General features: G+C 52.2%; 23 protein-coding genes, 1 pseudogene and 1 riboswitch. Of the genes and pseudogenes, 15 read left to right on the top strand and 9 right to left on the bottom strand.

Annotated elements, in window-relative coordinates; all coding sequences use genetic code 11:
• The first annotated feature begins 28 nt into the window (after positions 1-28).
• Together KXD89_RS14950 and KXD89_RS14945 are read left to right on the top strand one after the other, a co-directional pair.
• Complete coding sequence (locus KXD89_RS14950; protein ID WP_001036475.1) at positions 29-1,462, top strand: anion permease; 1,434 nt, start codon at positions 29-31, stop codon at positions 1,460-1,462.
• Between the two features lie 182 nt (positions 1,463-1,644).
• The gene (locus KXD89_RS14945; RefSeq protein ID WP_000593938.1) at positions 1,645-3,906 is read left to right on the top strand and encodes a hydratase; all 2,262 of its coding nucleotides are present in this window, start codon (positions 1,645-1,647) and stop codon (positions 3,904-3,906) included.
• A 233-nt stretch (positions 3,907-4,139) separates the two neighbouring features.
• Here the strand turns inward: KXD89_RS14945 and KXD89_RS14940 are convergent, their stop codons facing one another.
• The 3 genes from KXD89_RS14940 to bioA all read right to left on the bottom strand — a co-directional run bounded on the left by KXD89_RS14940 (position 4,140) and on the right by bioA (position 7,399).
• Entirely contained in the window at positions 4,140-5,423 is a 1,284-nt protein-coding gene (locus tag KXD89_RS14940) for a putative acyl-CoA thioester hydrolase (protein ID WP_001091569.1), read from the bottom strand.
• A gap of 151 nt (positions 5,424-5,574) precedes the next feature.
• The gene (locus KXD89_RS14935) at positions 5,575-6,051 is read right to left on the bottom strand and encodes a kinase inhibitor (RefSeq protein ID WP_000767389.1); all 477 of its coding nucleotides are present in this window, start codon (positions 6,049-6,051) and stop codon (positions 5,575-5,577) included.
• Between the two features lie 58 nt (positions 6,052-6,109).
• Positions 6,110-7,399, bottom strand: coding sequence for an adenosylmethionine--8-amino-7-oxononanoate transaminase (gene bioA, locus KXD89_RS14930; RefSeq protein ID WP_001295303.1), 1,290 nt, complete (start codon positions 7,397-7,399; stop codon positions 6,110-6,112).
• Between the two features lie 86 nt (positions 7,400-7,485).
• Between bioA and bioB the strand changes: the two genes are divergently transcribed.
• The 5 genes from bioB to uvrB all read left to right on the top strand — a co-directional run bounded on the left by bioB (position 7,486) and on the right by uvrB (position 13,689).
• A complete protein-coding gene (gene bioB / locus KXD89_RS14925; protein WP_000951213.1) occupies positions 7,486-8,526 on the top strand; it encodes a biotin synthase BioB in 1,041 nt (346 codons plus the stop codon).
• On the top strand, positions 8,523-9,677 hold the full coding sequence (gene bioF, locus KXD89_RS14920) for an 8-amino-7-oxononanoate synthase (RefSeq protein WP_000118826.1): 1,155 nt from the start codon (positions 8,523-8,525) through the stop codon (positions 9,675-9,677). Before bioB ends, bioF begins: the two co-directional genes overlap by 4 nt.
• Positions 9,664-10,419, top strand: a complete 756-nt coding sequence (gene bioC, locus KXD89_RS14915) for a malonyl-ACP O-methyltransferase BioC (RefSeq protein ID WP_000246761.1) — start codon at positions 9,664-9,666, stop codon at positions 10,417-10,419. The genes bioF and bioC overlap by 14 nt, the downstream gene beginning before the upstream one ends.
• Positions 10,412-11,089 (top strand): dethiobiotin synthase, encoded by a 678-nt coding sequence (bioD, locus tag KXD89_RS14910; protein WP_000044843.1) that lies wholly within the window; start codon positions 10,412-10,414, stop codon positions 11,087-11,089. The genes bioC and bioD overlap by 8 nt, the downstream gene beginning before the upstream one ends.
• A gap of 578 nt (positions 11,090-11,667) precedes the next feature.
• The gene (gene uvrB, locus KXD89_RS14905; RefSeq protein ID WP_000042533.1) at positions 11,668-13,689 is read left to right on the top strand and encodes an excinuclease ABC subunit UvrB; all 2,022 of its coding nucleotides are present in this window, start codon (positions 11,668-11,670) and stop codon (positions 13,687-13,689) included.
• A 36-nt stretch (positions 13,690-13,725) separates the two neighbouring features.
• Here the strand turns inward: uvrB and KXD89_RS22475 are convergent.
• A pseudogene (locus tag KXD89_RS22475) lies at positions 13,726-13,823 on the bottom strand (hypothetical protein); the annotation flags it as partial.
• A gap of 57 nt (positions 13,824-13,880) precedes the next feature.
• Positions 13,881-14,789, bottom strand: a complete 909-nt coding sequence (gene yvcK / locus KXD89_RS14900) for a uridine diphosphate-N-acetylglucosamine-binding protein YvcK (RefSeq protein WP_001295302.1) — start codon at positions 14,787-14,789, stop codon at positions 13,881-13,883.
• Between the two features lie 264 nt (positions 14,790-15,053).
• Positions 15,054-15,198, top strand: a riboswitch (molybdenum cofactor riboswitch).
• On the opposite strand from yvcK, the gene moaA reads away from it, so the two are divergent.
• The 7 genes from moaA (at position 15,186) to KXD89_RS14865 (ending at position 19,648) form a co-directional block, all read left to right on the top strand.
• On the top strand, positions 15,186-16,175 hold the full coding sequence (gene moaA, locus KXD89_RS14895) for a GTP 3',8-cyclase MoaA (protein ID WP_001350494.1): 990 nt from the start codon (positions 15,186-15,188) through the stop codon (positions 16,173-16,175). (Overlaps the previous riboswitch by 13 nt.)
• Before the next feature lie 21 nt (positions 16,176-16,196).
• Positions 16,197-16,709 (top strand): molybdenum cofactor biosynthesis protein B, encoded by a 513-nt coding sequence (gene moaB / locus KXD89_RS14890; protein ID WP_000084639.1) that lies wholly within the window; start codon positions 16,197-16,199, stop codon positions 16,707-16,709.
• Between the two features lie 2 nt (positions 16,710-16,711).
• Positions 16,712-17,197, top strand: a complete 486-nt coding sequence (moaC, locus tag KXD89_RS14885; protein ID WP_000080885.1) for a cyclic pyranopterin monophosphate synthase MoaC — start codon at positions 16,712-16,714, stop codon at positions 17,195-17,197.
• Complete coding sequence (gene moaD / locus KXD89_RS14880) at positions 17,190-17,435, top strand: molybdopterin synthase sulfur carrier subunit (RefSeq protein ID WP_000598619.1); 246 nt, start codon at positions 17,190-17,192, stop codon at positions 17,433-17,435. The genes moaC and moaD overlap by 8 nt, the downstream gene beginning before the upstream one ends.
• A 1-nt stretch (position 17,436) precedes the next feature.
• On the top strand, positions 17,437-17,889 hold the full coding sequence (gene moaE / locus KXD89_RS14875; RefSeq protein WP_000852296.1) for a molybdopterin synthase catalytic subunit MoaE: 453 nt from the start codon (positions 17,437-17,439) through the stop codon (positions 17,887-17,889).
• A gap of 136 nt (positions 17,890-18,025) precedes the next feature.
• A complete protein-coding gene (locus KXD89_RS14870) occupies positions 18,026-18,730 on the top strand; it encodes a Bax inhibitor-1/YccA family protein (protein ID WP_000373624.1) in 705 nt (234 codons plus the stop codon).
• Between the two features lie 204 nt (positions 18,731-18,934).
• Positions 18,935-19,648, top strand: coding sequence for a Bax inhibitor-1/YccA family protein (locus KXD89_RS14865; protein WP_000446911.1), 714 nt, complete (start codon positions 18,935-18,937; stop codon positions 19,646-19,648).
• A gap of 35 nt (positions 19,649-19,683) precedes the next feature.
• Here the strand turns inward: KXD89_RS14865 and KXD89_RS14860 are convergent, their stop codons facing one another.
• From KXD89_RS14860 to KXD89_RS14850, 3 genes are read right to left on the bottom strand one after another with little or no spacing between them, the layout of a single operon-like run.
• Positions 19,684-20,640 (bottom strand): YbhN family protein, encoded by a 957-nt coding sequence (locus KXD89_RS14860; protein WP_000045450.1) that lies wholly within the window; start codon positions 20,638-20,640, stop codon positions 19,684-19,686.
• Positions 20,640-21,881 carry a cardiolipin synthase ClsB gene (gene clsB / locus KXD89_RS14855; RefSeq protein WP_000650337.1) on the bottom strand — a complete coding sequence of 414 codons (1,242 nt, stop codon included), beginning with the start codon at positions 21,879-21,881 and terminating at the stop codon, positions 20,640-20,642. The genes KXD89_RS14860 and clsB overlap by 1 nt, the downstream gene beginning before the upstream one ends.
• Positions 21,878-22,639 (bottom strand): endonuclease/exonuclease/phosphatase family protein, encoded by a 762-nt coding sequence (locus tag KXD89_RS14850; RefSeq protein ID WP_001113348.1) that lies wholly within the window; start codon positions 22,637-22,639, stop codon positions 21,878-21,880. Before KXD89_RS14850 ends, clsB begins: the two co-directional genes overlap by 4 nt.
• A 132-nt stretch (positions 22,640-22,771) precedes the next feature.
• On the opposite strand from KXD89_RS14850, the gene KXD89_RS14845 reads away from it, so the two are divergent.
• Positions 22,772-23,182, top strand: coding sequence for a YbhQ family protein (locus KXD89_RS14845; RefSeq protein WP_000871982.1), 411 nt, complete (start codon positions 22,772-22,774; stop codon positions 23,180-23,182).
• On the opposite strand, the gene KXD89_RS14840 is transcribed toward KXD89_RS14845, so the two are convergent.
• The gene (locus tag KXD89_RS14840) at positions 23,144-24,250 is read right to left on the bottom strand and encodes an ABC transporter permease (RefSeq protein ID WP_000469031.1); all 1,107 of its coding nucleotides are present in this window, start codon (positions 24,248-24,250) and stop codon (positions 23,144-23,146) included. The two genes, KXD89_RS14845 and KXD89_RS14840, sit on opposite strands and share 39 nt — an antisense overlap.
• Position 24,251: the final 1 nt, after the last annotated feature.

Here is a 24,251-nt window from a genome sequence, read left to right as displayed (position 1 = left end):
GAGTCATACAGAAAGAACAGGATTTTAAATGAATAAGAAATCGTTATGGAAGCTAATTCTGATATTAGCGATCCCATGTATTATTGGTTTTATGCCAGCTCCGGCAGGATTAAGCGAACTGGCGTGGGTGCTTTTTGGTATTTACCTGGCGGCCATTGTGGGGCTGGTTATCAAGCCTTTCCCGGAACCTGTCGTACTGTTAATTGCCGTTGCTGCCTCAATGGTGGTGGTCGGTAACTTATCCGACGGTGCGTTTAAAACCACCGCCGTATTAAGCGGTTACTCTTCAGGTACCACCTGGCTGGTGTTCTCGGCGTTTACCTTAAGCGCCGCATTTGTGACCACCGGTTTAGGTAAACGTATTGCCTATCTGCTGATTGGTAAAATCGGTAACACCACGCTGGGTCTGGGTTACGTTACGGTATTCCTCGATCTGGTACTGGCTCCGGCAACACCGTCTAACACCGCGCGTGCGGGCGGCATTGTGTTACCGATCATCAACAGCGTGGCGGTGGCTTTGGGGTCCGAACCGGAAAAAAGTCCGCGTCGTGTCGGACATTACCTGATGATGTCCATTTACATGGTCACCAAAACCACCAGCTATATGTTCTTTACCGCAATGGCGGGGAACATTCTGGCGCTGAAAATGATCAACGACATTCTGCACCTGCAAATTAGCTGGGGTGGATGGGCGCTGGCAGCCGGATTGCCGGGCATCATTATGCTGCTGGTCACCCCGCTGGTGATTTACACCATGTATCCACCAGAAATTAAGAAGGTGGATAACAAAACCATCGCTAAAGCGGGCCTTGCCGAACTAGGACCGATGAAAATCCGCGAAAAAATGCTGCTCGGTGTCTTTGTGCTGGCGCTGCTGGGCTGGATTTTCAGTAAGTCTCTGGGGGTTGATGAATCCACCGTGGCAATCGTTGTTATGGCAACCATGCTGCTGCTGGGTATCGTTACCTGGGAAGACGTGGTTAAAAATAAAGGCGGCTGGAATACCTTAATCTGGTACGGCGGTATTATCGGCTTAAGCTCCTTATTATCGAAAGTTAAATTCTTCGAATGGTTAGCTGAAGTCTTTAAAAATAACCTGGCATTTGATGGTCACGGTAACGTTGCTTTCTTCGTTATTATTTTCCTCAGCATTATCGTGCGTTATTTCTTCGCTTCCGGTAGTGCCTATATCGTTGCTATGTTACCGGTATTTGCCATGCTGGCGAACGTCTCCGGCGCACCGTTAATGTTAACCGCGCTGGCACTGTTGTTCTCCAACTCCTATGGCGGCATGGTTACTCACTATGGCGGCGCGGCAGGTCCGGTCATCTTTGGCGTGGGTTATAACGATATTAAATCCTGGTGGTTGGTCGGTGCGGTACTGACGATATTAACCTTCCTGGTGCATATCACCCTCGGCGTGTGGTGGTGGAATATGCTGATCGGCTGGAACATGCTGTAAATATTCTCGTCATACTTCAAGTTGCATGTGCTGCGTCTGCGTTCGCTCACCCCAGTCACTTACTTATGTAAGCTCCTGGGGATTCACTCGCTTGTCGCCTTCCTGCAACTCGAATTATTTAGAGTATATCCATTTATTATCTTTCTGCGCACTTCACGGTGCGCAGATATCTGGAGCATTTGATGATCAAGTTATCTGAAAAAGGCGTGTTTCTCGCCAGTAATAACGAAATAATTGCCGAAGAACATTTCACCGGCGAAATTAAAAAAGAAGAAGCCAAAAAAGGCACTATTGCCTGGTCTATTCTCTCTTCGCATAATACGTCCGGAAATATGGATAAACTTAAAATTAAGTTTGATTCATTAGCCTCTCACGATATTACCTTTGTTGGTATTGTACAGACCGCTAAAGCGTCCGGTATGGAACGTTTCCCGCTGCCGTATGTGCTGACCAACTGCCATAACTCACTCTGCGCCGTCGGCGGCACTATTAACGGTGATGACCATGTTTTTGGTTTATCGGCGGCCCAGCGTTATGGCGGTATTTTTGTGCCTCCGCATATTGCGGTCATCCATCAATATATGCGTGAGATGATGGCAGGCGGCGGCAAAATGATCCTCGGGTCAGACAGCCACACCCGTTACGGTGCATTAGGGACAATGGCAGTCGGTGAGGGCGGCGGTGAGTTGGTAAAACAGCTGCTTAATGACACCTGGGATATCGACTATCCGGGCGTGGTTGCGGTGCATCTGACCGGAAAACCTGCGCCGTATGTGGGGCCACAGGATGTGGCGCTGGCTATCATTGGCGCGGTGTTCAAAAACGGTTACGTCAAAAACAAAGTCATGGAGTTCGTTGGACCGGGCGTTAGCGCGCTCTCTACCGATTTCCGTAACAGCGTTGACGTGATGACCACTGAAACGACCTGTTTAAGTTCTGTCTGGCAAACCGATGAAGAAGTCCATAACTGGCTGGCGCTGCACGGTCGCGGCCAGGATTACTGCCAGCTTAACCCTCAACCGATGGCGTACTACGATGGCTGCATCAGCGTTGATTTAAGCGCCATCAAACCAATGATTGCGCTGCCGTTCCACCCGAGCAACGTGTATGAAATCGACACACTGAACCAGAACCTGACCGACATTCTGCGTGAGATTGAAATTGAGTCCGAACGCGTGGCGCACGGTAAAGCCAAACTCTCGCTGCTGGATAAAGTGGAAAATGGTCGCCTGAAAGTGCAGCAGGGGATTATCGCGGGCTGTTCTGGCGGTAACTACGAAAACGTCATCGCGGCGGCGAATGCACTGCGCGGTCAATCCTGTGGCAATGACACCTTCTCGCTGGCAGTTTACCCGTCATCACAGCCGGTGTTTATGGATCTCGCCAAAAAAGGTGTGGTAGCAGATTTGATTGGCGCAGGCGCAATCATCAGAACCGCGTTCTGCGGCCCATGCTTTGGCGCGGGCGATACGCCAATCAACAACGGTTTGAGTATTCGCCACACCACGCGTAACTTCCCGAACCGCGAAGGCTCTAAGCCAGCTAATGGGCAGATGTCAGCGGTGGCGTTGATGGACGCTCGTTCTATCGCTGCGACTGCGGCAAACGGTGGCTATTTAACCTCTGCCAGCGAACTTGATTGCTGGGACAACGTGCCGGAGTACGCCTTCGATGTAACGCCGTATAAAAACCGTGTTTATCAGGGCTTTGTGAAAGGGGCAACTCAGCAACCGCTGATTTACGGGCCGAACATTAAAGACTGGCCGGAATTGGGTGCGCTGACTGACAATATCGTCCTGAAAGTGTGCTCGAAGATCCTCGACGAAGTGACCACCACCGACGAACTGATTCCTTCCGGTGAAACCTCTTCTTATCGTTCAAATCCGATTGGTCTGGCGGAGTTTACCCTGTCTCGCCGCGATCCCGGTTATGTTAGCAGAAGTAAAGCGACTGCTGAGCTGGAAAATCAGCGTCTGGCGGGGAATGTCAGCGAGCTGACAGAGGTGTTTGCGCGCATTAAGCAGATTGCTGGTCAGGAGCATATTGATCCGCTGCAAACTGAAATTGGCAGCATGGTCTATGCGGTGAAACCAGGCGATGGTTCTGCGCGTGAACAGGCGGCGAGCTGCCAGCGTGTGATTGGCGGTCTGGCGAATATTGCCGAGGAGTACGCGACTAAACGCTATCGTTCTAACGTCATCAACTGGGGGATGTTACCGCTGCAAATGGCGGAAGTACCAACCTTTGAAGTGGGGGATTACATTTACATCCCTGGCATTAAAGCGGCGCTGGATAATCCGGGTACGACGTTTAAAGGTTATGTGATCCATGAAGATGCGCCGGTAACGGAAATTACGCTCTATATGGAAAGTCTGACTGCTGAAGAGCGCGAGATTATCAAGGCGGGTAGTTTGATTAACTTCAATAAAAACCGTCAGATGTAAAAAGCGCCATGTGAATGTAGGTCGCATTCGGCACTTATTGTCGGATGCGATGCTTGCGCATCTTATCCGACCTACGAATCGCATCGAATCTGTAGGCCAGATAAGGCATTTTCGCAGCATCCGGCACTTATTGTCGGATGCGATGCTTGCGCATCTTATCCGACCTACAAATCGCATCGAACCGTAGGCCGGATAAGGCGTTTACGCCGCATCCGGCAAATAGTTAATTGCTCTTACTTCTTCGCCTCTGCAACCACTTTACTACCCACGCCGCGGTTATTGTATTCCCACATGCGGTTGTAGTTAGTGTCATTCAGATTGCGCTGTATTTCGTCGTTATCATCTACGCTGCCGGTATTACCCGCAAACGGACGATTAGAGATCACCGCATCGGCCCACGGTTTAGCCGTGTTAAAACCTTCGTTGATGGCGCTATCACGGATCACCACCTGACCGTTGGTATTGGCATCAACATCCAGCGAGCGGCCCAGTTGCGCCACACCATCACCGAAAGCATTGAAACGGCTGTTTACGGCGAGGAAACCGTAGTAAATGTTGGACAGCGTAGCCGGTGCAAACACATACGCTTCTTGCTGAGTACGTGAGTTCACCACGCGGAATTCGGTGTTATCGAACACCACTGCGCCGCGACCAGAAACGATATCCACATCCCCTTCAATGTAGCTGTTGGTCACCAGCGTACGCGGCTGACGATTCGTTTCCAGACGGTTCTGCACACCGCTGTTGGTGACAAAGAAGGTGTTCTGACGACCGAGAATGTTAACGTTGTTAATCTGTACCTGGTCACCATCAGTACGCAGTGCCACCGCCGGATGGTTACCTGCATCTACGCTATCGCCCAGCGTGTTTTCGATGGTCAGATTTTGCAGTTGCAGGCCATTGTTTTGTGACCAGAAGACCGCAGAGCAGAGAACACCGATACTGTCGCTGCGTTTGCTCTGGCAGCTATCGTACATATACCACGCTGGTTTACCTGGCATATATTTGCCGCGCGGGTTGACGTCGTGACGCCAGTCGGCAGGGCTCATGCCACCATCAAGGGAAAGCCCAATCTTCACATCAATCGGTTTTTCACCTGTACCGTACAGAGTAATTCCACCCGGAGCGGCAGGGACATATACCGTTCCCTGATACTCACCAGGCATCACGGCAATATACTGGCGCTTGTTGGTACGCTTGATAATTGCCGCATCTACCGCCGCCTGAATCGTGGTATGCGTTACACCTTGAGTGCCCGCCGGGCCGACAACAAAGTCAGGTTGCGCAGGCAGGGTAATCGGGGAAGGATTCCACGCTGCAGCACCTGGTGTCAGGGATGCAAAATAGTGTTGAGCATCGAAATTCTGCGCTTCTTTTGCCGACAGAATCGGGCGAGAAGAGGTACCAGGCGCGGTTTGATCAGAAGGACGTTGATCGGGCGGGGTTGAGCTACAGGCGGTCAGCGTCACGCCAAAAGCCAATGCCAGCGCCAGACGGGAAACTGAAAATGTGTTCACAGGTTGCTCCGGGCTATGAAATAGAAAAATGAATCCGTTGAAGCCTGCTTTTTTATACTAACTTGAGCGAAACGGGAAGGTAAAAAGACAAAAAGTTGTTTTTAATACCTTTAAGTGATACCAGATGGCATTGCGCCATCTGGCAGAGTGATTAACTAAACATCGCAGTAATCGAGGCGCTTGCCAGAGAGTGGAAATGAACGTTAAACCCGACCATCGCGCCGCTGGCACCTTCATCGACATCAATACGTTCTATATCCAGCGCGTGAACGGTAAAAATGTAGCGATGAGTTTCGCCTTTCGGCGGTGCTGCGCCATCGTACCCGGTTTTACCAAAGTCGGTACGCGTCTGCAAAACGCCGTCTGGCATTGCTACCAGACCAGAGCCAAACCCTTGCGGTAATACGCGGGTATCAGCGGGTAAGTTAACAACTACCCAGTGCCACCAGCCGGAGCCGGTTGGCGCATCCGGGTCGTAGCAGGTGACAACAAAACTTTTCGTTCCCGCAGGAACATCATCCCACGCCAGATGCGGTGAAATATTATCGCCATCGTAACCCATGCCGTTAAAGACATGACGATGCGGCAATTTATCGCCATCGCGCAGATCGTTACTGATGAGTTTCATGAACCCTCCTTTCTTGTTTGCAGAAAGTGTAGCCAGAAACCCTCACGCGGACTTCTCGTTATTGGCAAAAAAATGTTTCATCCTGTACCGCGCGGTTAACCGCTGCGGTCAGACGCTGCAACTGTTGCGGGAGAATAATATAGGGCGGCATCAGGTAAATCAGTTTGCCAAAAGGCCGGATCCAGACACCCTGTTCGACAAAGAATTTTTGCAGCGCCGCCATATTCACCGGATGAGTGGTTTCGACCACGCCAATGGCCCCCAGTACGCGCACATCGGCAACCATTTCGGCATCACGGGCGGGGGCAAGTTGCTCGCGCAGCTGTACTTCAATATCCGCCACCTGTTGCTGCCAGTCGCCAGATTCGAGAATCGCCAGGCTGGCGTTTGCTGCCGCGCAGGCCAGCGGATTGCCCATAAAAGTTGGCCCATGCATAAAGCAACCGGCTTCACCGTTACTGATGGTTTCTGCAACCTCGCGCGTGGTGAGTGTGGCGGAAAGGGTCATTGTGCCGCCGGTTAAGGCTTTACCGAGGCACAAAATGTCCGGCGCGATTTCTGCATGTTCACAGGCAAACAGTTTCCCGGTACGACCAAATCCAGTGGCGATCTCGTCGGCAATCAGCAAGATACCTTCGCGATCGCATATTTTGCGGATTCGTTTTAACCATTCCGGATGGTACATGCGCATCCCGCCTGCGCCCTGGACAATCGGCTCAATGATCACCGCCGCGATTTCATGACGATGCGCCGCCATCAGGCGGGCAAAGCCCACCATATCGCGCTCATCCCATTCGCCATCCATGCGGCTTTGCGGGGCGGGAGCAAACAGGTTTTCTGGCAGGTAGCCTTTCCACAGACTGTGCATTGAGTTATCCGGATCGCACACCGACATCGCGCCAAAGGTATCGCCATGATAACCATTGCGGAAGGTCAGAAAACGCTGGCGCGCTTCGCCTTTGGCTTGCCAGTACTGCAACGCCATTTTCATCGCCACTTCCACCGCTACGGAACCGGAGTCCGCGAGAAAAACGCACTCCAGCGGTTGCGGCGTCATCGCCACCAGTTTGCGGCACAGCTCAATGGCTGGCGCATGGGTGATACCGCCAAACATCACATGCGACATGGCATCAATTTGCGACTTCATCGCCGCATTAAGCTGCGGGTGATTGTAGCCGTGGATCGCCGCCCACCAGGACGACATACCGTCAACCAGGCGTCTGCCGTCAGACAAAATCAGCTCGCAACCTTCGGCGCTCACCACCGGATAAACCGGCAGAGGGGAGGTCATGGATGTGTATGGGTGCCAGATATGGCGTTGGTCAAAGGCAAGATCGTCCGTTGTCATAATCGACTTGTAAACCAAATTGAAAAGATTTAGGTTTACAAGTCTACACCGAATTAACAACAAAAAACACGTTTTGGAGAAGCCCCATGGCTCACCGCCCACGCTGGACATTGTCGCAAGTCACAGAATTATTTGAAAAACCGTTGCTGGATCTGCTGTTTGAAGCGCAGCAGGTGCATCGCCAGCATTTCGATCCTCGTCAGGTGCAGGTCAGCACGTTGCTGTCGATTAAGACCGGAGCTTGTCCGGAAGATTGCAAATACTGCCCGCAAAGCTCGCGCTACAAAACCGGGCTGGAAGCCGAGCGGTTGATGGAAGTTGAACAGGTGCTGGAGTCGGCGCGCAAAGCGAAAGCGGCAGGATCGACGCGCTTCTGTATGGGCGCGGCGTGGAAGAATCCCCACGAACGCGATATGCCGTACCTGGAACAAATGGTGCAGGGGGTAAAAGCGATGGGGCTGGAGGCGTGTATGACGCTGGGCACGTTGAGTGAATCTCAGGCGCAGCGCCTCGCGAACGCCGGGCTGGATTACTACAACCACAACCTGGACACCTCGCCGGAGTTTTACGGCAATATCATCACCACACGCACTTATCAGGAACGCCTCGATACGCTGGAAAAAGTGCGCGATGCCGGGATCAAAGTCTGTTCTGGCGGCATTGTGGGCTTAGGCGAAACGGTAAAAGATCGCGCCGGATTATTGCTGCAACTGGCAAACCTGCCGACGCCGCCGGAAAGCGTGCCAATCAACATGCTGGTGAAGGTGAAAGGCACGCCGCTTGCCGATAACGATGATGTCGATGCCTTTGATTTTATTCGCACCATTGCGGTCGCGCGGATCATGATGCCAACCTCTTACGTGCGCCTTTCTGCCGGACGCGAGCAGATGAACGAACAGACTCAGGCGATGTGCTTTATGGCAGGCGCAAACTCGATTTTCTACGGTTGCAAACTGCTGACCACGCCGAATCCGGAAGAAGATAAAGACCTGCAACTGTTCCGCAAACTGGGGCTAAATCCGCAGCAAACTGCCGTGCTGGCAGGGGATAACGAACAACAGCAACGTCTTGAACAGGCGCTGATGACCCCGGACACCGACGAATATTACAACGCGGCAGCATTATGAGCTGGCAGGAGAAAATCAACGCGGCGCTCGATGCGCGGCGTGCTGCCGATGCCCTGCGTCGCCGTTATCCGGTGGCGCAAGGAGCCGGACGCTGGCTGGTGGCGGATGATCGCCAGTATCTGAACTTTTCCAGTAACGATTATTTAGGTTTAAGCCATCATCCGCAAATTATCCGTGCCTGGCAGCAGGGGGCGGAGCAATTTGGCATCGGTAGCGGCGGCTCCGGTCACGTCAGCGGTTATAGCGTGGTGCATCAGGCACTGGAAGAAGAGCTGGCCGAGTGGCTTGGCTATTCGCGGGCACTGCTGTTTATCTCTGGTTTCGCCGCTAATCAGGCAGTTATTGCCGCGATGATGGCGAAAGAGGACCGTATTGCTGCCGACCGGCTTAGCCATGCCTCATTGCTGGAAGCTGCCAGTTTAAGCCCGTCGCAGCTTCGCCGTTTTGCTCATAACGATGTCACTCATTTGGCGCGATTGCTTGCTTCCCCCTGTCCGGGGCAGCAAATGGTGGTGACAGAAGGCGTGTTCAGCATGGACGGCGATAGTGCGCCACTGGCGGAAATCCAGCAGGTAACGCAACAGCACAATGGCTGGTTGATGGTCGATGATGCCCACGGCACGGGCGTTATCGGGGAGCAGGGGCGCGGCAGCTGCTGGCTGCAAAAGGTAAAACCAGAATTGCTGGTAGTGACTTTTGGCAAAGGATTTGGCGTCAGCGGGGCAGCGGTGCTTTGCTCCAGTACGGTGGCGGATTATCTGCTGCAATTCGCCCGCCACCTTATCTACAGCACCAGTATGCCGCCCGCTCAGGCGCAGGCATTACGTGCGTCGCTGGCGGTCATTCGCAGTGATGAGGGTGATGCACGGCGCGAAAAACTGGCGGCACTCATTACGCGTTTTCGTGCCGGAGTACAGGATTTGCCGTTTACGCTTGCTGATTCATGCAGCGCCATCCAGCCATTGATTGTCGGTGATAACAGCCGTGCGTTACAACTGGCAGAAAAACTGCGTCAGCAAGGCTGCTGGGTCACGGCGATTCGCCCGCCAACCGTACCCGCTGGTACTGCGCGACTGCGCTTAACGCTAACCGCTGCGCATGAAATGCAGGATATCGACCGTCTGCTGGAGGTGCTGCATGGCAACGGTTAATAAACAAGCCATTGCAGCGGCATTTGGTCGGGCAGCCGCACACTATGAGCAACATGCAGATCTACAGCGCCAGAGTGCTGACGCCTTACTGGCAATGCTTCCACAGCGTAAATACACCCACGTACTGGACGCGGGTTGTGGACCTGGCTGGATGAGCCGCCACTGGCGGGAACGTCACGCGCAGGTGACGGCCTTAGATCTCTCGCCGCCAATGCTTGTTCAGGCACGCCAGAAGGATGCCGCAGACCATTATCTGGCGGGAGATATCGAATCCCTGCCGTTAGCGACTGCGACGTTCGATCTTGCATGGAGCAATCTCGCAGTGCAGTGGTGCGGTAATTTATCCACGGCACTCCGCGAGCTGTATCGGGTGGTGCGCCCCAAAGGCGTGGTCGCGTTTACCACGCTGGTGCAGGGATCGTTACCCGAACTGCATCAGGCGTGGCAGGCGGTGGACGAGCGTCCGCATGCTAATCGCTTTTTACCGCCAGATGAAATCGAACAGTCGCTGAACGGCGTGCATTATCAACATCATATTCAGCCCATCACGCTGTGGTTTGATGATGCGCTCAGTGCCATGCGTTCGCTGAAAGGCATCGGTGCCACGCATCTTCATGAAGGGCGCGACCCGCGAATATTAACGCGTTCGCAGTTGCAGCGATTGCAACTGGCCTGGCCGCAACAGCAGGGGCGATATCCTCTGACGTATCATCTTTTTTTGGGAGTGATTGCTCGTGAGTAAACGTTATTTTGTCACCGGAACGGATACCGAAGTGGGGAAAACTGTCGCCAGTTGTGCACTTTTACAAGCCGCAAAGGCAGCAGGCTACCGGACGGCAGGTTATAAACCGGTCGCCTCTGGCAGCGAAAAGACCCCGGAAGGTTTACGCAATAGCGACGCGCTGGCGTTACAGCGCAACAGCAGCCTGCAGCTGGATTACGCAACAGTAAATCCTTACACCTTCGCAGAACCCACTTCGCCGCACATCATCAGCGCGCAAGAGGGCAGACCGATAGAATCATTGGTAATGAGCGCCGGATTACGCGCGCTTGAACAACAGGCTGACTGGGTGTTAGTGGAAGGTGCTGGCGGCTGGTTTACGCCGCTTTCTGACACTTTCACTTTTGCAGATTGGGTAACACAGGAACAACTGCCGGTGATACTGGTAGTTGGTGTGAAACTCGGCTGTATTAATCACGCGATGTTGACTGCACAGGTAATACAACACGCCGGACTGACTCTGGCGGGTTGGGTGGCGAACGATGTTACGCCTCCGGGAAAACGTCACGCTGAATATATGACCACGCTCACCCGCATGATTCCCGCGCCGCTGCTGGGAGAGATCCCCTGGCTTGCAGAAAATCCAGAAAATGCGGCAACCGGAAAGTACATAAACCTTGCCTTGTTGTAGCCATTCTGTATTTGGTTAAATTGCGAGCGAGATCGCGTCTTCGATTGACTGCAATTTAACCAATTAAATTCTAAAATAATCACGAAAAAAATTTTACTTCCGCCTCATGCGGCGAATGTGGGAATTGCCCAGGCGGCGGGGGATAGGGGCTGGAGACAGTTATCCACTATTCCTGTGGATAACCATGTGTATTAGAGTTAGAAAACACGAGGCAAGCGAGAGAATACGCGGCTTGCACGCGAATTGGCGTTAAAGACGGCTCAAAGAAATATCTTTTATTTTTTAACTGGTTAGATAAATGCAATGGCAGTCACTGAACAGGCATCTCTTGCCATAAAACTGTCATCACTCATCTTGACAAATGTTAAAAAAGCCGTTGCTTTGGGGATAACCCGGTAAGGCCGGAGTTTTATCTCGCCACAGAGTAAATTTTGCTCATGATTGACAGCGGAGTTTACGCTGTATCAGAAATATTATGGTGATGAACTGTTTTTTTATCCAGTATAATTTGTTGGCATAATTAAGTACGACGAGTAAAATTACATACCTGCCCGCCCAACTCCTTCAGGTAGCGACTCATGAGTAAACCGTTCAAACTGAATTCCGCTTTTAAACCTTCTGGCGATCAGCCAGAGGCGATTCGACGTCTCGAAGAGGGGCTGGAAGATGGCCTGGCGCACCAGACGTTACTTGGCGTGACTGGCTCAGGGAAAACCTTCACCATTGCCAATGTCATTGCTGACCTTCAGCGCCCAACCATGGTACTTGCGCCCAACAAAACGCTGGCGGCCCAGCTGTATGGCGAAATGAAAGAGTTCTTCCCGGAAAACGCGGTGGAATATTTCGTTTCCTACTACGACTACTATCAGCCGGAAGCCTATGTACCGAGTTCCGACACTTTCATTGAGAAAGATGCCTCGGTTAACGAACATATTGAGCAGATGCGTTTGTCCGCCACCAAAGCGATGCTGGAGCGGCGTGATGTGGTTGTGGTGGCGTCTGTTTCCGCGATTTATGGTCTGGGCGATCCTGATTTATATCTCAAGATGATGCTCCATCTCACGGTCGGTATGATTATCGATCAGCGCGCGATTCTGCGCCGACTGGCGGAGCTGCAATACGCTCGTAATGATCAAGCATTCCAGCGTGGTACTTTCCGCGTTCGTGGCGAGGTGATAGATATCTTCCCGGCAGAATCGGATGACATTGCACTTCGCGTGGAACTGTTTGACGAGGAAGTGGAACGATTGTCGTTATTTGACCCGCTGACCGGGCAGATTGTTTCCACTATTCCACGTTTTACCATCTACCCGAAAACGCACTACGTCACACCGCGCGAGCGCATCGTACAGGCGATGGAGGAGATCAAAGAAGAGCTGGCCGCCAGACGCAAAGTGCTGTTGGAAAACAACAAACTGCTGGAAGAGCAGCGGCTGACCCAGCGTACCCAGTTTGATCTGGAGATGATGAACGAGCTGGGCTACTGTTCGGGGATTGAAAACTACTCGCGCTTCCTCTCCGGTCGTGGACCGGGTGAGCCACCGCCGACGCTGTTTGATTACCTGCCTGCCGATGGGCTGCTGGTCGTCGATGAATCTCACGTCACCATTCCACAAATTGGCGGCATGTATCGCGGTGACCGGGCGCGTAAAGAGACACTGGTGGAGTACGGCTTCCGCCTGCCATCAGCGCTGGATAACCGTCCGCTTAAGTTTGAAGAGTTCGAAGCATTAGCGCCGCAAACCATCTATGTTTCGGCGACGCCGGGTAATTACGAGCTGGAAAAATCCGGCGGCGATGTGGTGGATCAGGTGGTGCGTCCAACCGGATTGCTTGACCCGATTATCGAAGTGCGGCCGGTGGCGACACAGGTTGATGATCTTCTTTCGGAGATTCGTCAGCGAGCGGCAATTAACGAACGCGTACTGGTCACCACACTGACCAAGCGGATGGCGGAAGATCTTACCGAATATCTCGAAGAACATGGCGAGCGCGTGCGTTATCTTCACTCAGATATCGACACCGTCGAACGTATGGAGATTATCCGCGACTTGCGTCTGGGTGAGTTCGACGTGCTGGTAGGGATCAACTTACTGCGCGAAGGTCTGGATATGCCGGAAGTGTCGCTGGTGGCGATCCTCGACGCTGACAAAGAAGGCTTCCTGCGTTCCGAACGTTCGTTGATCCAGACCATTGGTCGTGCGGCACGTAACGTTAACGGTAAAGCGATTCTCTACGGCGATAAGATCACCCCATCAATGGCGAAAGCGATTGGCGAAACCGAACGTCGCCGTGAGAAACAGCAGAAGTACAACGAGGAACACGGAATTACGCCGCAAGGCTTGAACAAGAAAGTGGTCGATATCCTGGCGCTGGGGCAGAACATTGCCAAAACCAAAGCGAAGGGCAGAGGAAAATCGCGCCCGATTGTTGAGCCGGATAATGTGCCGATGGATATGTCGCCTAAAGCGTTGCAGCAGAAAATCCATGAGCTGGAAGGGTTGATGATGCAACACGCGCAGAATCTGGAGTTCGAAGAAGCGGCGCAAATTCGTGACCAGTTGCATCAGCTGCGTGAGCTGTTTATCGCGGCATCGTAACAGGATAGCGAAGAAGACTGATGACAAACGGAAAACAGCCTGATGCGCTACGCTTATCAGGCCTACATTTTCTCCGCAATATATTGAATTTGCGCGGTTTGTAGGCCGGATAAGGCGTTCACGCCGCATCCGGCATAAACAACGCGCACTTTGTCTTCAATAGGAAGCCGGAATTTTCCTTCGGATTTCCGTTAACCTAAAGCCTGTAACGCCTTTTCCAGCGCGTTATGTAACAACTGGCGGTCATGACGATACGGAATATCGCTGGCCTCCAGTACCTCCTGGATCACAATCCGCTCTTTCACCGCCGAGACATCCACTTTTGGCCCGACGATGACCGCATCAATGACCTTTTTACCAACATACTGCTCCATAATTGCCAGCTTGCTTTCCAGCTTCAAATTAGCCGCAGGTAAACTCAACTCACGCCCCAGATTGCCGATATAAACCATCGGCGCTGGCGTGCGGCGTAATGCCTGGGCGATTTCCTTCAGCAGCAGAATTGGCATCAGGCTGGTATAAAAACTGCCAGGCCCAATAATGATGAGATCCGCTTCATTGATAGCGTGAACCGCCTCACGCGTTGCGGGTACATTAGGCGTTAACAATAACTCTTGAATCGGCGTAGTTAACTGGTCGATATTGACCTCGCCGTAAACTTCATGCCCCTGATCGTCAATCGCCATCAGATCAACAGGATGCTCTGACATTGGAATCAAATGCGTATCCACTTTCAGCAGATTACGAATTAAATTGATGGCTTCCAGAGGCCGCACGCTAAGGTGATCCAGCGCCTTTAACATCAAGTTTCCGAGATTATGACCGGAAAGTTCGCCATTGCCACCAAAACGGTATTCAAACATCGCGGAGGCGACGCTCGGTTCCGTTATCAGCTGGTTGAGGCAGTTGCGCATATCGCCCCAGGCAATGCCGCCTTCTGAACGGCGAATACGCCCCGTCGAGCCACCATTATCGGTGGTGGTGACGATACCCGTTAAACGAGAACCCAAAGACGAAAGTGATGAGAGAACGCGTCCCAGTCCATGCCCTCCGCCGAGAGCAACGACACGATCAAGATCAGCCAGCGTACGATTGCGCATATAGTTTCCTGGAGTCAGATTATCCGCGCTACAGTAGCGCAAATTGCGGGGAAACAGCAATTAACCTGCCAATATTGAGGATACAAACTATTTTCTTCTACCTCTAAAGGACGATGCACGCTATGCCTCCCTGATGATGTATATCAAAGTAAAACCGCCATTTTCCCTTATTCTGTAGCGAAATAGCACGATCATGACGCTATATACATGATTACATAGCGAAAGTGTGGATGGTAAAAATCTCATTTACACGCTAGTATCGGCATAACCACTAAACACTCTAGCCTCTGCACCTGGGTCAACTGATACGGTGCTTTGGCCGTGACAATGCTCGTAAAGATTGCCACCAGGGCGAAGGAAGAAATGACTTCGCCTCCCGTATCTGGAAAGGTGTACATGGCTTCACAACTGACTGATGCATTTGCGCGTAAGTTTTACTACTTGCGCCTGTCGATTACCGATGTGTGTAACTTTCGTTGCACCTACTGCCTGCCGGATGGCTACAAACCGAGCGGCGTCACCAATAAAGGCTTTCTTACCGTCGATGAAATTCGCCGGGTTACGCGCGCCTTCGCCAGACTGGGCACCGAAAAAGTGCGCCTGACAGGAGGAGAGCCGTCTTTACGCCGCGACTTTACCGATATCATCGCCGCTGTGCGGGAAAACGACGCTATCCGCCAGATTGCGGTCACAACCAATGGTTACCGTCTGGAACGCGATGTGGCGAGCTGGCGCGATGCGGGACTTACTGGCATTAACGTCAGTGTCGACAGTCTGGACGCCCGCCAGTTTCACGCTATTACCGGGCAGGATAAATTCAACCAGGTCATGGCAGGGATTGATGCTGCATTTGAGGCCGGTTTTGAGAAGGTCAAAGTCAATACCGTGCTGATGCGTGATGTTAATCATCACCAGCTCGACACCTTTCTGAACTGGATCCAGCATCGCCCTATCCAGCTGCGTTTCATCGAACTGATGGAAACGGGCGAGGGCAGCGAGCTCTTCCGTAAGCATCACATCTCTGGTCAGGTTCTGCGTGACGAGCTACTGCGTCGCGGCTGGATCCACCAATTACGTCAACGCAGCGACGGTCCCGCGCAAGTCTTTTGCCATCCAGATTACGCCGGAGAGATTGGCCTTATCATGCCGTATGAAAAAGACTTCTGCGCCACTTGCAACCGCCTGCGCGTTTCCTCCATTGGTAAACTCCATCTCTGCCTGTTTGGTGAAGGCGGCGTTAACCTGCGCGATCTGCTGGAAGACGATACCCAGCAACAGGCGCTGGAAGCGCGTATTTCAGCGGCGCTGCGGGAGAAGAAACAGACCCATTTCCTGCATCAAAACAACACCGGTATTACGCAAAACTTATCGTACATTGGCGGCTAAAACGTCAAAAGGAGAGATCAGATGAGTCAGGTAAGCACTGAATTTATCCCGACCCGTATTGCTATTCTTACGGTTTCTAATCGTCGCGGTGAAGAAGACGATACCTCCGGTCACTATCTGCGCGATTCGGCGCAAGAAGCGGGCCATCACGTTGTCGATAAAGCCATTGTGAAAGAAAACCGCTACGCTATTCGCGCTCAGGTATCTGCGTGGATCGCCAGCGACGATGTACAAGTGGTATTGATTACGGGTGGTACTGGCCTGACGGAAGGTGATCAGGCTCCCGAAGCATTGCTGCCGTTGTTCGACCGTGAAGTTGAAGGTTTTGGTGAAGTGTTCCGGATGTTGTCGTTTGAAGAGATTGGCACTTCCACGTTGCAATCTCGTGCGGTAGCGGGCGTCGCCAACAAAACGCTGATTTTCGCCATGCCGGGTTCGACCAAAGCGTGCCGTACCGCATGGGAAAATATCATCGCGCCGCAGCTGGATGCCCGTACGCGTCCGTGTAATTTCCATCCACATTTGAAGAAATAAGTATGTCGCAACTGACCCATATCAACGCCGCTGGCGAAGCGCACATGGTGGATGTCTCCGCCAAAGCGGAAACCGTGCGTGAAGCGCGGGCGGAAGCCTTTGTCACCATGCGCAGCGAGACGCTGGCGATGATTATTGATGGTCGCCACCACAAAGGCGACGTATTTGCCACTGCGCGTATTGCCGGTATTCAGGCGGCAAAACGCACCTGGGATCTGATCCCGCTCTGTCATCCGCTGATGCTCAGCAAAGTTGAAGTCAATTTACAGGCCGAGCCGGAGCACAATCGGGTGCGTATAGAAACCTTATGCCGCCTGACCGGGAAAACCGGTGTCGAAATGGAAGCATTAACCGCGGCCTCCGTGGCGGCGCTGACCATTTATGACATGTGCAAAGCGGTGCAAAAAGATATGGTGATTGGTCCGGTACGTTTGCTGGCGAAGAGCGGCGGCAAGTCGGGTGACTTTAAGGTGGAAGCGGATGATTAAAGTTCTTTTTTTCGCCCAGGTGCGCGAGTTGGTGGGAACAGATGCAACCGAAGTGGCTGCGGATTTCCCAACTGTTGAAGCGTTACGCCAGCACATGGCTGCGCAGAGCGATCGCTGGGCGCTGGCGCTGGAAGATGGCAAATTACTGGCTGCCGTCAACCAGACGCTGGTGAGTTTTGACCATCCGCTGACTGACGGCGACGAAGTAGCTTTCTTCCCGCCGGTAACCGGAGGTTAAGATGGCAGAAACCAAAATTGTTGTTGGTCCGCAGCCGTTCAGCGTAGGAGAAGAGTACCCGTGGCTGGCGGAGCGTGACGAAGACGGTGCGGTAGTCACCTTTACTGGTAAGGTGCGCAACCATAACCTGGGCGACAGCGTCAACGCATTAACCCTCGAACACTATCCGGGGATGACTGAAAAAGCACTGGCAGAAATTGTTGATGAAGCGCGTAACCGCTGGCCGCTGGGGCGCGTCACTGTGATTCACCGCATCGGGGAATTATGGCCGGGCGATGAAATCGTTTTTGTCGGTGTCACCAGTGCGCATCGCAGCAGTGCGTTTGAAGCCGGGCAGTTTATTATGGATTATCTCAAAACCCGCGCACCGTTCTGGAAGCGCGAAGCCACGCCGGAAGGCGACCGCTGGGTTGAAGCTCGGGAGAGCGATCAGCAGGCGGCAAAACGCTGGTAGTTTTTTGTTAGCCGGATAAGGCACCGCTGCGTCCGGCAATTTCACCGCTCAGTACATACGTTTACGCTGCGTCGATGCACAGCCTCATCATTTTGCAGTATCCTTAAGATATTCCTTATATCTTCAGGAGATCGTCATGGACAGATTCCCACGTTCTGATTCAATCGTACAACCCCGGGCTGGCTTGCAAACTTATATGGCTCAAGTCTATGGCTGGATGACCGTTGGCTTGTTGCTGACCGCATTTGTTGCCTGGTATGCGGCTAATTCCGCGGCCGTGATGGAGCTGTTGTTCACTAACCGTGTCTTTTTAATCGGTCTGATCATCGCGCAATTAGCATTGGTTATTGTGTTATCAGCGATGATTCAAAAGCTGAGCGCAGGTGTAACGACGATGCTCTTTATGCTTTATTCGGCGCTGACGGGTCTTACGCTTTCCAGTATATTCATTGTCTATACCGCTGCTTCTATCGCCAGTACTTTCGTCGTTACTGCCGGGATGTTCGGCGCAATGAGCCTGTACGGTTACACCACGAAGCGCGATTTAAGTGGCTTTGGCAATATGCTGTTTATGGCGTTAATCGGCATTGTGCTGGCATCGCTGGTCAACTTCTGGTTGAAAAGCGAAGCATTGATGTGGGCAGTTACCTACATCGGCGTGATTGTCTTTGTCGGATTGACGGCGTATGACACGCAGAAACTGAAAAATATGGGTGAGCAGATTGATACCCGCGACACGTCGAACCTGCGCAAATATTCCATTCTTGGCGCGTTAACCTTGTATCTGGACTTCATCAACCTGTTCCTGATGTTGTTGCGGATCTTCGGCAACCGCCGTTAATTCTTTTTCACCATCACTATCCCGGCCATGTGTCGGGATTTTTTTCTTACTAAAAACGACACTTAACAAGTACCAGGTATAAAATATGCCTTATGGACGAGCGGAAGCGTTTTCTGTATCCATAAATGCAAAAGTATTTTGTATGCGTGGTTTTAAATTTATTGATGGTGAATATTAATATTTTTTCTAAGGATAACTAAAAGAATGGAATCATACTCGCAAAACAGCAATAAATTAGATTTTCAGCACGAGGCCAGGATATTAAACGGTATATGGCTCATTACCGCTTTAGGTTTGGTGGCAACCGCAGGACTAGCCTGGGGAGCTAAGTATATCGAAATTACGGCAACCAAATATGATTCACCACCAATGTATGTCGCCATAGGGTTATTATTACTTTGTATGTATGGCTTAAGTAAGGATATCAACAAGATAAATGCCGCCATCGCGGGCGTAATATATCTGTTTTTACTCTCTTTGGTGGCGATTGTCGTTGCAAGTTTAGTTCCTGTATATGCCATTATCATCGTGTTCAGCACTGCGGGCGCGATGTTTTTAATCAGTATGCTGGCCGGTTTATTATTTAATGTTGATCCTGGTTCTCACCGTTTTATCATTATGATGACGTTGACAGGGTTGGCCCTGGTAATCATCGTGAATGCGGCATTAATGAGTGAACGGCCCATTTGGATAATAAGTTGCTTAATGATTGTGTTATGGTCAGGCATTATCTCGCATGGACGAAATAAGCTCCTTGAATTGGCGGGGAAATGCCATAGTGAAGAGTTGTGGAGTCCGGTTCGTTGCGCTTTTACAGGTGCATTAACACTCTATTACTATTTTATCGGCTTCTTTGGGATACTTGCCGCGATAGCTATAACGCTTGTCTGGCAAAGGCATACGCGTTTTTTTCATTAGCCGTAAATGCACATACTAAAGAACTTAACTAAACTTCACATCGCCGCTTCATTTTTCGCCCGTAGCTTCTTCGCCTGGCTTTCCAGCAACAGGTAACAGATCAGCGCCAGCAGCAGTGGGATAAAGTAATACAGCACACGGTAAGCGAGTAGGGCGGCGATAATTGTACCTTTGGAGGTATGCTCCCCAGCCAGTAGTGCGATAAACACCGCTTCCAGCACACCGATCCCCGCCGGAATATGCACGATGACGCCAGCAATACTACTAACCAGTAACACGCCCAGTACAAAGAAATAGTTCACGCTTTGACCAAGTAACAGCCAGATAATCGCCCCCATTACCATCCAGTTAACGCTGGAAATCAGCATCTGAGCGAGGGCGAATTTCCATGAAGGCAGCACCAGCTTTTGCCCTTTGATGGTCATATGGCGGTGCTTCGCGAAAGCGCAAAACCACAAATAAACCGCGATAATCATCAGTAAGCCAATGCCGAGAATACGCAGCGTAGTTTGATCGACATACCAGTGATCCGGCAACTCCACCACGCCTGCGGTAAAGATAATCCCTGCCAGTAAAATGTAGCCCAGCCAGTTGGTGGTAATACTGAGCGAGAAAATCCGCGTAATAGTGCTACCGGGCAACCCCAGACGAGAGTACAAACGATAGCGCATACCAATGCCGCCGACCCAGGTACTGAGCGTCAGGTTGAAGGCGTAGCAGATAAACGACACCAGCATCACCTGGCGCTTCGCCAGTTTGTGACCGCAGTAAAAGCGGGCGAGCAGGTCATAGCAGCCGTAAATCAGATAGCTGACGACCACCAGCCCGACCGCACTAAGCAGCGCAACGCGATTGTAGTCGCGGATGACCTTCCAGACCTCTTCCCAGTCCACTTTTTTGGCGTAGACCACCAGCAACACAATCACCGCGATAAAAAACAGCCAGGTGAGGATCTTCTTTGCTAAGCGCCAGCGCGGGTGTGATTTACTCATCAGGGTTTTACCCCCGTGTTTTCAGTTTCTACCCGATCCTGCGTTTCCATTGTCGGTTGTGCGGGCGGATCAACCTGCGCCAGACGTGGCGTGTGTGCCGGAAGCCAGCCAACCAGCGCCGGGAAGTGGCGTAAAAAGTGGAACGCCAGCACGCTTTTGGTCAGGTTCCACCAGGTGCGTTTGGGCAGCATGGTTTCATCCACCTGCTGACAATCTGCGGCAATAATGCCGTTCAGATTATCGCGCAGCGTCTGGTTAAAATGACGATCGTGGATGATGACATTTGCTTCGAGATTCAGTGACAAACTGAGCGGATCGAGATTACTGGACCCTACTGTCGCCCAGTGATCGTCCATCAATGCCACTTTGCCGTGGAGCGGGCGGCGGCGGTACTCAAAAACCTGAACGCCGCCTTTAACCAGATAGTTATACAGCAAGCGCGCACCGACTCTGACAATCGGCATATCCGGTTCGCCCTGAATGATCAGTTTGATCCGCACCCCGCGCCGTGCCGCTTTACGCAAGGCGTGTAAAAATCGATAGCCGGGGAAGAAGTAGGCGTTGGCGATAATCACTTCCCGCCGCGCCTGAGTGAGCATTTTCAAATAATGGCGTTCAATATCATCGCGATGTTCTTCGTTATCGCGCCAGACCAGCAATACCTGCGCTTCTCCCGGCTGGCGGTTCTCTTCCGCTTTGTGATGACGTCGCCACCAGCGTCGTGCCGCGCTCTGTCCAGGCAGGTTTTCCAGCTCAAACTGGAGAATATCTTCGACAATCGGCCCTTCAAGGCGTACCGCGTAATCCTGTTTAGCCTCTGGACCGTAGCTGGACATATGCTCGGCGGAGTAATTCAGCCCGCCAATAAAGGCTATACGCGCGTCGATCACCACAATTTTGCGATGCATCCGGCGAAACACATTGGTGCGCATACCAAAAAGGCGAGGGCGGGGATCGTAGTAGCGGAACACTACGCCAGCTGCCGTCAGTTCATTGACAAACTCATCGCTGAGATCCGGCGAACCGTAGCCATCCAGCAAGACTTCCGCTTTAACCCCGCGTTGCGCTGCTGCCAGTAGTGCCGCATGCAGTTGTTTGCCGACGTCATCCTCAAACCAGATAAACGTTTCAAGAATGATGCGTTCTTGTGCCTCGCCAATCGCCTTAAACACCGCGGGATAATATTGCTCGCCGTTTTCCAGCAACTGGATCTTATTGCCTTCGCGCCAGCTACATTTCATAAATGAATCTCCGCACTTAAAGGGGCATGATCAGAAAGGTGTCGCCATGTCCGCAGCGGCAACGCGGTTGGCGCGCTGGCGCTGGCATTTTTGACGTAGATCCTGTCCAGTCGTAGTAGAGGAAATTGCACCGGAAACGTGCGCGCCGGGCGTCCGTGGGCGCGGGTAAAAATCTCATCCAGTCCGGCCTGCACTTTTAACGGATGATTAGCTTTTTGCCGCCAGTCATTGAAATCACCCGCCACCAATACCGGTTCGCCGTCCGGTAGCTCATTCACCCATTCGGCGAGCATCGCAAGCTGCGCCTGACGGTGCGCCTCACGCAGGCCCAGATGTACGCACATCACATGAATCGCTTTTCCGGTCATCGGCGGCACAATGCGGCAGTAGAGCACGCCGCGCTTTTCCGCACCATCGACCGAAACATCGCGATTCTCATAATGTTCAATGGGATAACGCGACAGTACGGCGTTGCCGTGATGCCCTTCCGGGTATACGGCATTGCGACCGTAGGCAAAATCGCTCCACATAGTGTCGGCGAGAAACTCGTAGTGCGAGGTATCGGGCCAGTTTTCCACATGCAGCGGATGAACTTCGTGCGCGCCCATCACTTCCTGCAGGCAAACAATATCGGCGCTGACGGTACGCACGGCGTCGCGAAGTTCCGGCAAAATGAAGCGTCGGTTAAACGCGGTAAAGCCTTTGTGAATATTGATGGTGAGCACCTTGAACGAAAATTGTTGTGTTTGATCGGGCATAATTTTCCTGTCTTTGCCTCTTATCTCATTGAAATAGTGTAGTCGGCGTCACAAAAAGGTGCGGTCTTACGGAATTTTCCGTAAAGTTCGGTACTCTGAGTAAGTAGAGATAAATTCTTCAGGAGAGAAGCCATGAAGTGGCAACAACGTGTTCGTGTCGCAACGGGTCTAAGTTGCTGGCAGATTATGTTGCATTTACTGGTAGTGGCGCTGCTGGTGGTGGGCTGGATGAGTAAGACTCTGGTTCACGTCGGCGTGGGATTATGCGCACTGTATTGTGTCACGGTAGTGATGATGCTGGTGTTTCAGCGCCACCCCGAGCAACGCTGGCGTGAGGTGGCAGACGTGCTGGAAGAGCTGACCACGACCTGGTATTTTGGCGCAGCGCTGATTGTGCTGTGGCTGTTGTCCCGCGTTCTGGAAAACAACTTTTTGCTGGCAATTGCAGGGCTGGCAATCCTTGCCGGCCCGGCGGTAGTGTCTTTGCTGGCGAAAGATAAGAAGTTACATCACCTTACGTCTAAACATCGCGTACGCCGCTGACCCTGTCGTGGCCGTTATCACCAGTAGCGGCCACAAACTATTCCACACAATATCCAGACTCGCATCCTTCAAATAAATCTGCTTGGTAATGTCCGTAAAGTGGCGAATAGGGTTAATCCACGTCAGGTTTTGCAGCCATACCGGCATGTTTTCCACCGGAGAAACGTAACCGGAAAGGAGAATGGCGGGCATCATAAAGACAAACACGCCGATAAACGCCTGCTGTTGTGTTGAACAGAGTGATGAAATCAACAGACCGAATCCCACCAGCGATAAACCATAAATCACCATCGTAAAGTAGAACAGCGCCAGCGATCCGGCGAAGGGGATTTGATACGCCCAGATACCAATCGCCAGCACAATGGTGGCCTGGAAGGTGGCGACAATTAACGCCGGTACGGCTTTGCCGATGAAGATCTGCCAGGTGGTGAGCGGCGAAACCAGTAGCTGATCGAGCGTACCTTGTTCACGTTCGCGGGCGACGGAAAGTGAAGTGACGATCATTACGCCGATAGTGGTGATCATGGCGATCAGTGACGGCACCACAAACCATTTGTAGTCGAGATTCGGGTTATACCAGTTGCGTACCACCAGCTCGCTGTTGTTAGGTTTCGGTTTTCCTTCCAGCAGCTCCTGCTGATAATTTTTGACGATCTGTTGCAGGTAGTTGGCGGCAATTTGCGCACTGTTGGAGTTACGCCCGTCGAGGATCAACTGCAAAGGCGCGGTCTGGAAGGTATCCAGTTTGCGCGAGAAGTCAGCCGGGAAACGCACCAGTAGTAACGCCTTTTGTGTGTCGATGGTTGGGCGGATCTCCTGTGGGCTTTTCAGCAGCAGCACATGAGTAAAGGCGCTGGCGCGGGCAAAACGTTGGGTCAGCTCCACCGAATGCTCGCCGTTATCTTCATCGTAGATGGCGATGGTGGCGTTAGTCACTTCCAGCGTGGCGGCGAACGGGAACAGGATCACCTGAATTAGCACGGGTAAAATCAGAATCGCGCGGGTTTGCGGTTCGCGCAGCAACGACTGCAACTCTTTGCGGATTAACGTCCATAAGCGATGAAACATG

The organism is Escherichia sp. TC-EC600-tetX4, from assembly GCF_019356055.1.
In the GTDB taxonomy this organism is placed as follows: domain Bacteria; phylum Pseudomonadota; class Gammaproteobacteria; order Enterobacterales; family Enterobacteriaceae.
The sequence above is the reverse complement of the archived record's forward strand: the minus strand, read 5'-3'. Positions and strand labels throughout refer to the sequence as shown.